Origin of the sequence: Coprococcus sp. LG101-27 (assembly GCF_027695515.1) — a bacterium.
Taxonomy (GTDB): Bacteria; Bacillota; Clostridia; order Lachnospirales; family Lachnospiraceae; genus Allocoprococcus; species Allocoprococcus comes.
Map to the genome: position 1 here is coordinate 1 of NZ_JAQEUJ010000009.1, position 13,350 is coordinate 13,350.

A 13,350-nucleotide genomic window follows, 5' to 3' on the forward strand; every position below is an offset into this window, starting at 1 on the left:
AACTCCTTTCAATAATATTCTAGTCTAATATCTTATAAAACCCAATATCTACTTATATGATTTTGTAATTTATCTTTAACTGTTAATGACCTCCTCATGTTCTCTCATTTATGTCAATTTTAGCATATTCTGATTTTTTTTCAAGGACACAGTGTCAGTCACAATATAAGTTTTTCTTATATCGATATTCATATTATGTATTTCCCATTTACTCCCATTTCTCCTAAATTAAAGATATCGACTTATGGAGGTACTGTCCAATGAATCTTACTGAAAAAAGAAAAGAACAGATCGCTTCTGTTCTCATCATCTGTCTGGGAAATATTCTCAACGCTTTCTCTGCAAGAGTTTTTCTTCTACCCGCCGACCTTGTTGCCGGAGGCACAACCGGAATCGGACTGATCCTGCAACGCATAACCGGTATCCCGCTTTCCTCGCTGGTACTCGCTTTTAACATTATCATGCTGGTGCTTGCCTATATTTTTCTCGGGAAAAAATATACTTTTTCTGCAATTTTAAGTTCTTTTATGTATCCGATCGCACTGGAATTTTTCAATCAGATCCTTGGAGATTATGTTCTGACGGACAACCTGATCCTCTGCACACTCTTTGCAGGAATCGGAATCGGAATCTCTCTTGGGATGATCATTCGTACCGGCGCTTCTACCGGTGGCGTTGATGTTCCTCCGCTGATCCTGAATAAATATTTCCGTTTCCCGGTTTCAGTCGGTCTGTATATTATCGACTTCTTTGTCATCCTGGGACAGGCGCTTTATCAACCGGTTGACAAAGTACTCTATGCGATTTTGTATGTGATCATTTATACACTTGTCATGAATAAGCTGATCGTCAGCGGTACTTCAAGGATTGCCGTCCAAATCATCAGCAAACATTCGGATGAAATCCGCAATTTTGTACTCAGACAGATCGACCGTGGTGCAACCATCATTCCGGTTCAGGGTGGCTATCTGAACCAGCAGCTGAATATGGTGCTCACTGTCATATCTAACCGTGAGCTTGTCCAGCTTGAGAAAAATGTCCACCTGATCGATCCGGAAAGCTTTATCATCGTTTCTCAGGTACAGGAAGTCCAGGGACGTGGATTTAATCTGGACAAGCACTGGAAACCAGAGTAGTCAGGTATCTTTGAAAATCCCTTATTTCCGGTTCTTTTTTCTTTGATTTCAGGCAGGCAAAATACAGGCTGTCCTGCCTGGCAGGAACCAGCGGCACTGCCATGACACCATAGTATTCCGCAAATGACTGTGGTCCAATGGCGATCCCGCTTCCGCTTTTCACCATCTTCATCACTGTATCAATACTATCCGATCGGATGACTCTCTTCCATGTAATATTCTGCTCTCCATATGTTTTTCTGAGCAGACGGTCTTCCACAGAATGCTCCAGCCCTGTGAGCATGGTATATTCCCTGCAGTCCAGAATCGAAGCCTTTCCTTTTTTACTCAGCGGATGATCCGGTGCTGTCAGTACACACTGTTTCTCACGGATCAGTTCTTTTGCAAAACAGATACATTTCTCCATGCCGATTTCATTTTCCGGCATCCGGTCCAGTGCCATATCAAGAGATCCATCCTTGATCGCCGCATATGCATCCAGTCCGGCTTCCGTATAAAATGTCACCTCGAGCTCCGGATGCCTTTCAAAATATCCGGCAATCTTTGGAAATAGTCTGTTGGAATAGACTCTGGCTCCAAGTCCGATCTTTAATTTTTTTAGTTCTGTTCCCGAAATCACTTCTTCTTTAAAACGATTCCAGTCTTCCAGCATTTCTTGCGCTTTTTCGTAAAAAAGATTCCCTTTTTCGGTAAGCTCCAGTCCTTTGCTTGTCCTGCGAAATACGCGGTATCCCAGTTCCTTTTCCAGATTCCGGATCTGCTGAGACAGAGCGGGCTGCGAGACGAAAAGGTACTCTGCTGCGCGGGAAATGCTTTTGCGATTTGCGATTTCTACAATGTAAGTTAATTGTTGTATGTTCATTCAACGCCTCTGTTTTGTTTTTCGGTATATAAAAATCCCCCATACGGGACATTTCTGTTTTCTTGACCTGTATGAGGGGATCCTATTACTATTTTTTAGCAGGAGTGCGTCCTGCAAGCCATCCTCTGACGGTTTCAATATTTACTTTTATAATTTCAGAAATATCCTCAACACTCATTTTCCTGTCAGCGAGAGAATATTCTACATCTTTCTTCTCGTCCATTCTTGCTTCATCGCAAAGCTCTTCCATTTTCTTTTATTGTCCGATCAATATGGGCGATCGGGCATGTTCTTGAAATCCATCTGCACTTCGTTGTCAATAACTGTGAGTTCTTCATCATCCATAATAATTCGAAGAACATACTCACAGGCTTTCCTGTCTTTATACACTTTTGCCTGCTTCTATTATACTGCCTCATTCATCGATGCCAGCTTCGCTGCCTGGTCTGCTGCGATCAGGCTGTCAATGATTTCATCCAGATCTCCGTTCATAATGCTGTCCAGCTTATGAAGCGTAAGCTTGATTCTGTGATCGGTCACACGTCCCTGTGGGAAGTTGTAAGTACGGATCTTCTCAGAACGGTCTCCGGTACCGATCTGGCTTCTTCTTGCCTCAGCCTCTGCAGACTGCTTCTTCTCCAGTTCCAGTTCATATAACTTGGAACGCAGAAGACGGAATGCCTTTTCCTTGTTCTGCAGCTGTGATTTTTCAGTCTGGCTGTAGATCACGATTCCTGTCGGATAATGAGTCAGTCGTACAGCAGAGTCTGTGGTATTGACACACTGGCCACCGTTACCAGATGCACGCATAACATCGATACGGATATCTTTTTCATCGATCACAACGTCAACTTCTTCTGCTTCCGGCATCACTGCTACGGTAATGGTTGAAGTATGGATACGTCCGCCGCTTTCTGTCTCCGGCACACGCTGTACACGATGTACACCACTTTCATACTTCATACGGGAATATGCTCCCTGTCCTGTGATCATAAATACAACTTCCTTGAATCCGCCAATTCCGTTTTCATTGAGGGAGATCATCTCTGTCTTCCAGCGTCTGCTGTCTGCATAATGTACATACATACGGTAGATCTCAGCCGCAAAAAGGGCAGCTTCATCTCCACCTGCACCTGCACGGATCTCCACGATAACGTTCTTGTCATCGTTCGGGTCTTTTGGAAGAAGAAGGATCTTGAGCTCCTGTTCCAGCTCTTCGACTCTCTTCTTAGACTCACTGAGTTCTTCTTTTGCCAGCTCTTTCATCTCTTCATCGGATTCTTCCTCCAGAAGAGAAAGACTGTCTTCAATGTTCTGTTTACAATTTTTATATTCTTTATATGCCTCAACAATCGGGGTCAGATCATTCTGTTCTTTCATCAGCTTGCGGAAACGTGACTGGTCATTCACCACGTCCGGTTCCTGAAGCTCACCCATAATCTCCTCATAACGAATGAGCAGATCTTCTAATTTATCAAACATTTCTTTTCCTCCTGTTATTTGCTATGCCTATTGTACACGCCACATACCACACGGTCAAGACCTGCCAGATCCTTTTGCGTTGAAACCTGTTCAAATCCAGTCTCTTTCAGCAATTTTTCCACATCTGTACTCTGGTCATATCCAATCTCCATCACAAGCCAGCCGCCGTCTGTCAGATATTCCGGAACCTTTTCTGCCAGGATCCGGTAAAAATAAAGACCGTCCTCTTTTCCGTCCAATGCCTCATACGGGTCATGAAGACGTACCTCTGCTTCCAGCTCTTCGATCACTTTTGTCGGGATATAAGGTGGATTCGATGTGATCATGTCAAATGTTCCTGTAATATTTTCAAACATATCAGTCTGGATCCACTTACCGCTCACTCCCAGCTTTTTGGCATTTTTTTCAGCCACTTTCAGAGCTTCTTCTGAAATATCTGCACCTTCTATGGCAATCTGCGGATTTCTCAGTTTCAGGCTGATTGGGATACAGCCTGAACCGGTACACATATCCAACACTTTTACCGGATTTTCCTTTTTCATAAGAAGCAGTCTTTTTTCTGCTTCCTCTACAAGAATCTCAGTATCCTGTCTTGGCACAAGTACATGTTCATTGACTGCAAATTCATATCCCATAAATTCCTGAACCCCGGTCAGATGCTGCACCGGAATCCGGGTTTTTCTGCAGCTTACCAGCTCAAAGAACCGGTCTTCTTCATTTTTCGGCATTCTTTCAAAACCATCCACATAATATCTGGTCCTTGTCATGCCGGTCACATGCTCCAGCAGGATCCAGGAATCACTTTCCGGCTCCGGGATCCCCGCCGCTTTCAATTCACCTGTGGCTTTCTGATATGCTTCCTGATAGGTCACAGCTTTTACTCCTCTTCCTTATATCCGAAATTCTCTCTCAAATACGCTTTCCAGTCAAACACCGCTTCTACAGACGCAATCCCGACCTCGATCATCTCATCGTCCGGTTCCTTTGTCGTAAGCCCCTGCAGCCAAAGTCCCGGCTTACTTAAGATACACACGATCGGATTCTCACTGCTTCCTGCCCATTTGATCAACTCATAAGAAATACCAGCAATCAACGGAAGAAGTGCAATTCTCACAATCACTCTCATCAGCGGAGATTCTACCCTTACAAAAAATAAGAGAACGATTCCCACGATCATGACAAACAGCATGAAGCTGGTTCCGCATCTTTTGTGTTCTTTAGAGCTCTTTCTAACATTTTCAACAGTCAGTGGAAGTCCATGTTCAATACAGTTGATACACTTATGCTCCGCGCCATGATAACGATACAGACGCTTAATATCGTTCATTACCGAAATTCCGCCCACATAGGCAACAAAAATCGCAATGCGGATGATTCCCTCAATGATAATCCGAACTGTATAGGAAGAAATCCATTTCTTCAGCAGATCTGACAAAAAATACGGAAGTACCATAAAAATACCGATCGCAAGTGCAAAAGATACAACCATCGTCAGCGTCATCAAAAGCTTTTCCGTACGCTCCTGCTTCTTTTCTTCGACTTCGGTCATCTCTTTTTCTTCCTCTTCCTCATAGAAGCTTGCTGACCAGGTCAAAGTCTTCATCCCCAGCACCAGAGAATCAACAAAATTAAAGATTCCTCTGACAAAAGGTAGCTTCGTAAGTGCCGTATATTTTCCAACTACACTTTTATATGTATCTGTTGTAACTTCTATCTCTCCGTCAGGCTTTCTCACCGCAACCGCATAACGGTCTTTATTCTTCATCATCACGCCTTCGATGACAGCCTGACCACCAATATTCGAAGATTTCATATTCTGTTATGTCCTTTTTAATTCATCGTATACACAAAATAGGCTGAGATTTCACAATCCCAGCCTGTTGAATTCTCTTATTACTGAATTCCGTATTTCTTGTTAAACTTGTCAACACGACCTCTGGCCTGAGTTGCTTTCTGCTGTCCTGTGTAGAACGGATGACATTTAGAGCAGATTTCTACGTGGATTTCTTTGCTTGTAGAACCTGTTACGAATGTATTCCCACAGTTGCAAGTTACAGTTGCCTGATAGTAATCTGGATGGATTCCTTCTTTCATGATTTTCACCTCTTCTTGTTTTATTCGTTTTACGCGCTTTCACGCGGCTAATATCTTTAAACAGCTATGTTAGCATAACATAGTTTTTTTCTAAATGCAAGTAATTTTCTAAATAAACTTTGTTTTTTTGACCATCTGGACAAATTCTACGTTATTTTTCGTGCGGTCAAACATATTCAGAATGCTGTCTACCGCTTCATCTGACTTCATTCCGTTTAATGCACGGCGCATAATATCCACTGCTTCCTGCTCCTCTTTCGTAAGAAGCAGATCCTCTCTTCTTGTTCCGGATTTCGGGATATCGATTGCAGGAAAGATTCTCTTTTCAGAAAGCTTCCGGTCAAGCACCAGTTCCATATTACCGGTTCCCTTAAATTCTTCGTAGATGACATCATCCATCTTGCTTCCGGTATCTACAAGTGCGGTTGCGAGGATAGTAAGGCTTCCGCCCTCACGCATATTTCTCGCTGCCCCAAAGAAACGTTTCGGCATATGAAGTGCTGCCGGATCAAGACCACCGGACAGGGTTCGTCCGCTCGGTGGAACAACCAGGTTGTATGCTCTTGCCAGACGGGTAATGCTGTCCAAAAGGATCACAACGTCCTTTTTGTGCTCAACCAGACGTTTTGCACGCTCGATCACCATCTCTGACACACGTTTATGATGCTCCGGAAGCTCATCAAAGGTCGAATAAATAACTTCCACATTATCCCCTTCAATGGCTTCTTTGATGTCGGTTACTTCTTCCGGACGTTCATCGATCAGAAGGATCAGAAGATGGATCTCCGGATTATTCTTCCTCATAGAAAGCGCCACCTGCTTCAACAGGGTTGTCTTACCTGCTTTCGGCGGTGATACGATCATGCCTCGCTGTCCCTTACCAATTGGAGAGATCAGATCCATAACACGCATTGCAGTGCTGCTCTTTCCCGCTTCCAGTCTGAGACGTTCATTTGGGAAAATCGGTGTCATATTTTCAAAGTTCATTCTGCGTCCTGCTTCTGCCGGAGACATTCCATTGATCTTGGTCAGATACAGAAGCGCACTGAATTTTTCAGACTGTGTCTTTACTCTTGTATTTCCTGTCAGGATATCCCCTGTCTTCAGGCTGAATCTGCGGATCTGCGATGGTGATACATATACATCTTCCTCGCCCGGCAGATAGTTCTGGGAACGGATAAATCCGTATCCATCCATGACTTCCAGAATTCCATTCACCGTACGTCCACTGTCGAGCTGTTCAATATCTGCGGTTCCGGCTTTTTCGGATTTTACTTCCTCCTTCGCCTCTTTTATTGAAACTTTGTCATCTTCTTCCAGCATAAGATCGATCAGATCTGCTTTTTTCATCGTTGAAATTCCGCGAAGTCCGCGCGTTTTTGCCACCTCTTTTAATGTAGAAAGAGGCAGGGACTCATATTTTTCTCTCGTCATATGTTCTATATTCCTCCTTTATTCCAATTACTTTTCTTATCCAAAAAAATATTAAACTTTTAACATTGGGAAATCTTGTCTGAACTGACTAATCTGCTTTTGATAAACCCAAGTATACAACATTTTGCACAAAATGGAAAGAAGTTTTTTGATTTGCTTTCATATCAGAAGAATGTTATCATAAAAGAGCAGCAAAACTGTAATCAAAGGAGGACGTATGAAAATGTCAGCAATTGAGCAAGCACTTGAAATGCATGAAAAATGGAATGGAAAAATTGAAACTACTGCAAAGTCACACGTAAACTCTCGTGAAGACCTCGCAATCGCATATACACCAGGCGTTGCCGAGCCATGCAAGGTCATTGCAAAGGACCCGGATGCAGCCTACAAATACACGATGAAAGCCAACACAATCGCTGTAGTATCCGACGGTAGTGCCGTTCTCGGACTTGGTAACATCGGAGCCAAAGCCGCCATGCCTGTTATGGAAGGAAAAGCAGTTCTTTTTAAAGAATTCGGCGGAGTCAACGCTGTTCCAATCTGCCTGGATACCCAGGATACAGAAGAAATTATTAAGACCGTTGTCAATATTGCACCTGCTTTCGGTGGAATCAACCTGGAAGATATCTCTGCCCCACGCTGTTTTGAGATTGAGAGCCGTTTAAAAGAACTTCTTGATATTCCTGTATTCCACGATGACCAACATGGAACCGCCATCGTCGTTCTGGCAGGTATCATCAACGCCCTTAAAGTAACCGGCAAGAAAAAAGAAAACTGTAAGATCGTTGTAAATGGAGCCGGAAGCGCCGGAGTTGCAATCACAAAGCTTCTTCTCACCTACGGCTTCCCGAAGATCACTATGTGTGATATCAACGGAATCATCTCTGCTGATTCACCGAATCTGAACTGGATGCAGAAAGAGATGACCAAAGTGACCAACCTTGACCATGAGACCGGTACACTTGCTGATGCACTCAAGGGCGCAGATATCTTCGTCGGTGTATCTGCCCCGAACATTGTTTCCCAGGAAATGGTTGCTTCTATGAATAAGGATGCAATCCTTTTCGCAATGGCAAACCCGGTACCGGAGATCATGCCGGATCTTGCAAAAGCTGCTGGCGCAAAAGTTGTCGGAACCGGACGTTCTGACTTCCCGAACCAGGTCAACAACGTTGTCGCTTTCCCTGGGATCTTTAAAGGTGCATTAGAGGGACGTGCGTCACAGATCACCGAAGAGATGAAGCTTGCCACAGCAAAAGCAATCGCCGGACTTGTTCCAGATGAAGAGCTGAACGAGAACAATATTCTTCCGGAAGCTTTTGACCCACGCGTATCACAGATCGTAAGCGAAGCTGTCAAAGCTCTGATTTAATCTTATGAATACAAGGACTCATGATAGCAATCGCCCGCAGGAAATATCCTGCGGGCTTACTTACAAAAAAGGAACTCCTCAGCGCTGGGGAGAACGGCGCTACTATGCACTGGACTACTATCTGAAACAGAATTTCGGTGAAAAACTGTACAAGATTTCTTTAAACGGAGGCTGTTCCTGTCCGAACCGGGACGGAACCTGCGGCACACGCGGTTGTATCTTCTGTAGCGAAGGCGGATCCGGCGATTTTGCCGCTTCTTCTTCTCTTTCTGTTGCCGATCAGCTTGCCTATGGAAAAGGCCTTGTCCGCCCCAAATACAACGGACACAGCTATATCGCCTATTTTCAGGCATATACCAATACCTATGCACCAGCCTGTCATCTGCGCCGGATCTTTACCGAAGCGATTTCTGATCCAGAAGTACGCATTTTATCTATCGCAACGCGTCCGGATTGCCTTTCACCTGAAATCCTTACACTGCTTGCCGAACTAAATGCCATTAAACCGGTCTGGGTAGAGCTTGGACTTCAAACGATCCACGAACGCACTGCCAACTGGATGCGCCGTGGTTATCCACTTTCCGTCTTTGAGCAGGCGGTCCATTCCCTTCACGCGATTGGGGTACAGATCATCACCCACGTAATTTTATTTCTTCCGGGAGAATCTGAAGCAGATATGCTCGCAACCATCCATTATCTGAACGCTCTTCCGATTGACGGAATCAAGCTGCAGCTTCTCCACGTTCTGAAGCATACCGATCTGGCAGATTTTTACAGGCAAGAACCTTTTTATATTCCAGATATGAACTCTTATTTTCATCTGCTCGGAAAATGTATCGCTTCGCTCCGTCCGGATATTATCATTCACCGTCTGACCGGTGACGGACCAAAATCTCTTCTTATTGCACCGCTCTGGACCGGCAATAAACGGTTAGTACTCAATCAGATGCAGCGCTATTTAAAAGAGCAGAATCTCTGGCAGGGAAAAGAATATACTACATTTTAAGGAGGCAGCCCTATGGCAGAAGCATTTACACTTTATAAACTCATCATTCTATACATGCTGGACAAAGTTGATTTTCCTCTGACCAACTCCCAGATTTCTGAATTTGTCCTGGACAAAGGATATACCGATTATTTCAAACTCCAGCAGGCTCTTTCTGAACTTGCGGACGGTGGTCTCATTCTGAAAGAATCCACTCACAACCGCACTCTTTTCCATCTGACGGAAGATGGGAAAGGGACGATTCATCTTTTCCAGGATAAAATCTCAAAGCCAATCCAGGACGATATTGACCACTTTTTACAGACAAAACAGTATGATCTGAAAAATGAAGTTTCCGTAAAAGCGGATTATATGAAAAATGCAGGAGAGGAATATTCCGTGCGCTGTCAGGTCTTTGAAAATCACGAACCCCTGATCGATCTGACCCTTTCTGTACCGACTGAAAAAGAAGCGTCGGCAATTGCACTCAACTGGCAGAAAAAAAATCAAGTCGTCTATGCGTGGCTGATGTCTCAGTTATTGTGATGGATGTGAATGATACGGTTCGCAAATTAAGGCTGTGATTGGACAATGATACACTTGAATCTCACGACATGAAAACTCTACGTTGTTCTTTGGGCAGATCTCAGCTACGTTCTTGAAAGCTTGCAAGCCTCATGCCTGCTCCAAAAGAGCTGAATCCCGGGCGCGGACAGAAAACAAATGGATAAGGATTCCATGTTTGTGCTATGGAGATGAGACACAAAAATTGTGGAAGCCCTTGCTGACACAATTTTCGCCTTAAGTGGCTCATCGGAATGGTCAGCACAAAGGAATCTGCTCTATTTGTTTTCTGTCCGCGTCCGACCACAACCTACAAAAAAGCAGACCGTCCCATATTCCGATCTGCCTAAATAACCACCACAAAACTGATGTATTTCCTTTCTTCTATTCCCACCGTAATTTCTCCGTGGTAACGGTTCACAAGCATCTTTGCATTATAAAGTCCCAGTCCATGCTTTTTCCCATCTTCTTTCGTAGAAAATCCTTTTTCAAAGAAATGACTGATCTCGCCAAGTCCTATATTTTCGACCTGATTCTTTATCGTGAAGATAAGCTTATCATTCTGGGAATCAATTTCGATCAGTACCTGATTTTTTTCTTCGGTACAGGCTTCGTATGCATTGTCGATCAGGGTTCCAACAATCTCGATCAGGTGGTGTTCGGAAATGCCGGAAACGATTTCTTTGTTCCACACGCGGATATCGGTCCGGACATATTCCGGCGCACGGACAATTTTACTGTAGATAAATCCTGCCAGGATTTTATCGCTGATCTTCAGAAGGGGGAGATACTTCCTGCTGTCATCTTCTCTGGCAATTTCCGTAATATATTCAGACTGCTTTGCTACCAGTTCTTCATAATTGTCGATGGTCAGATGCATATTCAGGATTGCATTCAGATGATTGTCAAATTCATGCTGTTTGGCACGGATTTCTTTGACCAGTTCTTCCAGCGGAATCAGATAGTTCTGATAAAGCCGCAGTTCATTTTCCTTCTGGCGTATCAGTACATAATTACTTCTCCAGTCCACAATTCCCCAGATCACAACGATTACCATCAGAACAAACATGATAAACACCCTGTAATCAAAGGTACCGCTGATCAGGAAATCCACGATCAGATAGACTGATACCATAAGTGCCATTACGCAGAAAATACGATATAGAAATTTGCGTACCCAATCAGCCATTTAACAGTCCTCCGATCACCGATTTGTAAGTCACACCGATTTCTACCGTATCCGGACAATTTTTGATCCGGATGATCCGGTTGACGGTATCGTAATATTCAACTTCATTTTTATTGACCGCATACATCCGATGGCACTGCGCAAACATCCCTTTTGGCATCTTAAGCATCATCTGTCTGAGAGTCACATACGGGACATCCCAGTTTTCCGTCACAAGATGCAGTCTTGTTCCTCTCGGTATCGCTTCCAGATAACGGATATCCTCGCATTTCAGCTGATAATTGATCCCGTCTTTTTTCACAACGATCACCGGTGGTTTCTCCCTGCTCTCTTTTTCCAGCACCTTCTGAACAACCTCTTCCACCTGCTCCCTGCGAAATGGCTTCATAATGTACTGGTAACAGTGCAGCTCCCGGTAAGCCTGCATTTCCATATTGCCAATGGCAGTCACCATCACGATTGGGGTAAAAGTATATTCAAACCTCTCCCGTATCTCTCTTGCGAACAAAATCCCACCGATATCCTCCCGGTCCTCGCCACTTAGATTTACATCCAAAAGGAAAAGACCATACCGGATTTCCTGATCCAGCAGGTCTTTTGCTTCTTTCAGGGAAGATGCCTTGTGGACACGGATATCATCTGAATATGTGGTAAGAATCTCTGACAATGCCTGCAGCGAAGTCAGTTCATCTTCCAGGATCAATACATCCGTCATCTATTTGTCACCTTTCCTCTCTCTTTTTTTTATCTAATCTTCCTTGATCACTTCTTTAGCGCTCTTTACAAGCCCCGCAAGTGACTGCAGTTCTGACGGAATGATGATTTTCGTTGCCTTGCCGTCTGCAGCCTTTTCAAATGCCTCCAGACTCTTGATCGTAAGCACTGCCTGGTCTGCACCCGCTTCACGGATGAAACGGATACCGTCTGCATTTGCCTGCTGTACTTTAAGAATGGCTTCCGCTTCACCTTCAGCCTCTTTGATCCTCTTTTCTTTTTCTGCTTCTGCCTGGAGGATCGCTGCCTGTTTTTCAGCTTCCGCTTTCAGGATCACAGATTCTTTTTCACCTTCTGCAACAAGGACAGTAGATTTCTTTTCACCTTCTGCACGGAGAATAGCTTCACGTCTTTCACGTTCTGCTTTCATCTGTTTCTCCATTGCATCCTGGATTGCTGCCGGAGGAATGATATTTTTCAGTTCCACACGATTAACTTTGATTCCCCATGGATCCGTTGCCACATCCAGAGATGCGCGCATCTTCGTATTGATCGTCTCTCTTGATGTCAGTGTCTGGTCAAGTTCCAGATCACCGATAATGTTACGAAGGGTGGTCGCTGTCAGATTCTCGATTGCCATGATCGGGTTCGCTACTCCGTAGCAGAACATCTTCGGATCTGTAATCTGGTAGAATACAACGGTATCGATCCGCATGGTTACGTTATCCTTTGTGATAACCGGCTGCGGTGCAAAATCAACTACCTGCTCTTTTAAGTCTACTCTTCTTGCCACACGTTCAATGATCGGCAGTTTAAAATGAAGTCCTACACTCCATGTTGCCTGATATGCACCAAGACGTTCGATAACCAGTGCCTTTGCCTGCGGCACGATCTTAATGCAGGAAGTCAGAAGCAGTAATGCGATCACAATAATAATTACTAAAATAATAAGTCCCGTCATCTTTTAGTCCTCCTCATATTTTTTTACAATTAACTTTACTCCGGATATATTAACCACCTTCGCCAGTGTTCCGGGGTCCAGGATCACGTCATCCTGTTCGGATCTTACCGTCCACTCTGTACCATTTACCACCGCCATACCAGTCTGCCCGATGTTATCTACTTTCTGGCTGATCCGGATCGTCTTTCCGATGATTCCTTCATAGTTCGTCTTCAGACGGCGGGTGTTGATAAAACGCATTGCAAATGGTCTTGTAAATACAAGCAGTAAAATTGTCACAATAAAAAATGCAACCACCTGTCCGACAAACGGTACATCCAGAATATTCAGGATCAGTGCCGCCAGCGCACCTCCTGCTCCCCAGATCGTTGTAAGTCCCACCGTTATGATCTCGATCACCAGAAGTACTACCAGAAGAACCAGCCATGCAACAGTTATATAGCTGTCCTGAACTGCTCCCATATTCTTCACTCCTTTCTGCTTACAGATATGGTAGCAGAGTGTCTGTGTCAAATCAATCCCTTCTGCGTGAATGCAGTGATTTCCTGTGCGAATAG

General features: G+C 44.2%; 16 protein-coding genes. 4 read left to right on the forward strand and 12 right to left on the reverse strand.

Annotated elements, in window-relative coordinates:
• Positions 1–260: 260 nt before the first annotated feature.
• Positions 261–1,136 carry a YitT family protein gene (locus PG766_RS08055; RefSeq protein WP_117824615.1) on the forward strand — a complete coding sequence of 292 codons (876 nt, stop codon included), beginning with the start codon at positions 261–263 and terminating at the stop codon, positions 1,134–1,136.
• Here the strand turns inward: PG766_RS08055 and PG766_RS08060 are convergent.
• From PG766_RS08060 to rho, 8 genes are all read right to left on the reverse strand, one after another.
• Positions 1,105–1,998: a LysR family transcriptional regulator gene (locus tag PG766_RS08060; protein ID WP_118199031.1), complete on the reverse strand. Its 894-nt coding sequence runs from the start codon at positions 1,996–1,998 to the stop codon at positions 1,105–1,107. The two genes, PG766_RS08055 and PG766_RS08060, sit on opposite strands and share 32 nt — an antisense overlap.
• 88 nt (positions 1,999–2,086) lie before the next feature.
• Positions 2,087–2,221: a hypothetical protein gene (locus tag PG766_RS08065; RefSeq protein WP_270590728.1), complete on the reverse strand. Its 135-nt coding sequence runs from the start codon at positions 2,219–2,221 to the stop codon at positions 2,087–2,089.
• Positions 2,222–2,265: 44 nt separating this feature from the next.
• Positions 2,266–2,388 (reverse strand): hypothetical protein, encoded by a 123-nt coding sequence (locus PG766_RS08070; RefSeq protein ID WP_270590729.1) that lies wholly within the window; start codon positions 2,386–2,388, stop codon positions 2,266–2,268.
• 15 nt (positions 2,389–2,403) lie between these two features.
• On the reverse strand, positions 2,404–3,480 hold the full coding sequence (prfA, locus tag PG766_RS08075; protein WP_117824617.1) for a peptide chain release factor 1: 1,077 nt from the start codon (positions 3,478–3,480) through the stop codon (positions 2,404–2,406).
• Between the two features lie 14 nt (positions 3,481–3,494).
• On the reverse strand, positions 3,495–4,352 hold the full coding sequence (gene prmC / locus PG766_RS08080; protein ID WP_118199030.1) for a peptide chain release factor N(5)-glutamine methyltransferase: 858 nt from the start codon (positions 4,350–4,352) through the stop codon (positions 3,495–3,497).
• A gap of 5 nt (positions 4,353–4,357) precedes the next feature.
• Positions 4,358–5,293, reverse strand: coding sequence for a DUF1385 domain-containing protein (locus tag PG766_RS08085; protein WP_118199029.1), 936 nt, complete (start codon positions 5,291–5,293; stop codon positions 4,358–4,360).
• A gap of 80 nt (positions 5,294–5,373) precedes the next feature.
• Positions 5,374–5,574, reverse strand: a complete 201-nt coding sequence (gene rpmE, locus PG766_RS08090) for a 50S ribosomal protein L31 (protein WP_008369554.1) — start codon at positions 5,572–5,574, stop codon at positions 5,374–5,376.
• Between the two features lie 108 nt (positions 5,575–5,682).
• The gene (gene rho, locus PG766_RS08095; protein ID WP_008369555.1) at positions 5,683–7,008 is read right to left on the reverse strand and encodes a transcription termination factor Rho; all 1,326 of its coding nucleotides are present in this window, start codon (positions 7,006–7,008) and stop codon (positions 5,683–5,685) included.
• Positions 7,009–7,231: 223 nt separating this feature from the next.
• Here rho and PG766_RS08100 point away from each other — a divergent pair, with 223 nt between their 5' ends.
• Genes PG766_RS08100 through PG766_RS08110 form a run of 3 tightly spaced genes read left to right on the forward strand, consistent with a single transcriptional unit; the run spans position 7,232 to position 9,911 of the window.
• Complete coding sequence (locus tag PG766_RS08100; RefSeq protein ID WP_118199028.1) at positions 7,232–8,380, forward strand: NAD(P)-dependent malic enzyme; 1,149 nt, start codon at positions 7,232–7,234, stop codon at positions 8,378–8,380.
• 4 nt (positions 8,381–8,384) lie between these two features.
• On the forward strand, positions 8,385–9,386 hold the full coding sequence (locus tag PG766_RS08105) for a TIGR01212 family radical SAM protein (RefSeq protein ID WP_243014430.1): 1,002 nt from the start codon (positions 8,385–8,387) through the stop codon (positions 9,384–9,386).
• A 12-nt stretch (positions 9,387–9,398) separates the two neighbouring features.
• The gene (locus tag PG766_RS08110) at positions 9,399–9,911 is read left to right on the forward strand and encodes a DUF4364 family protein (RefSeq protein ID WP_118199027.1); all 513 of its coding nucleotides are present in this window, start codon (positions 9,399–9,401) and stop codon (positions 9,909–9,911) included.
• A gap of 364 nt (positions 9,912–10,275) precedes the next feature.
• Here PG766_RS08110 and PG766_RS08115 read toward each other — a convergent pair whose 3' ends face one another.
• The 4 genes from PG766_RS08115 to PG766_RS08130 are packed head-to-tail and all read right to left on the reverse strand — an operon-like array spanning position 10,276 to position 13,255.
• On the reverse strand, positions 10,276–11,118 hold the full coding sequence (locus tag PG766_RS08115; RefSeq protein WP_118199026.1) for a sensor histidine kinase: 843 nt from the start codon (positions 11,116–11,118) through the stop codon (positions 10,276–10,278).
• The gene (locus PG766_RS08120; RefSeq protein WP_118199025.1) at positions 11,111–11,833 is read right to left on the reverse strand and encodes a LytR/AlgR family response regulator transcription factor; all 723 of its coding nucleotides are present in this window, start codon (positions 11,831–11,833) and stop codon (positions 11,111–11,113) included. The genes PG766_RS08115 and PG766_RS08120 overlap by 8 nt, the downstream gene beginning before the upstream one ends.
• A 33-nt stretch (positions 11,834–11,866) precedes the next feature.
• A complete protein-coding gene (locus tag PG766_RS08125) occupies positions 11,867–12,793 on the reverse strand; it encodes an SPFH domain-containing protein (RefSeq protein ID WP_055156817.1) in 927 nt (308 codons plus the stop codon).
• A gap of 3 nt (positions 12,794–12,796) precedes the next feature.
• Complete coding sequence (locus PG766_RS08130; RefSeq protein WP_118199037.1) at positions 12,797–13,255, reverse strand: NfeD family protein; 459 nt, start codon at positions 13,253–13,255, stop codon at positions 12,797–12,799.
• Between the last annotated feature and the right edge of the window lie 95 nt (positions 13,256–13,350).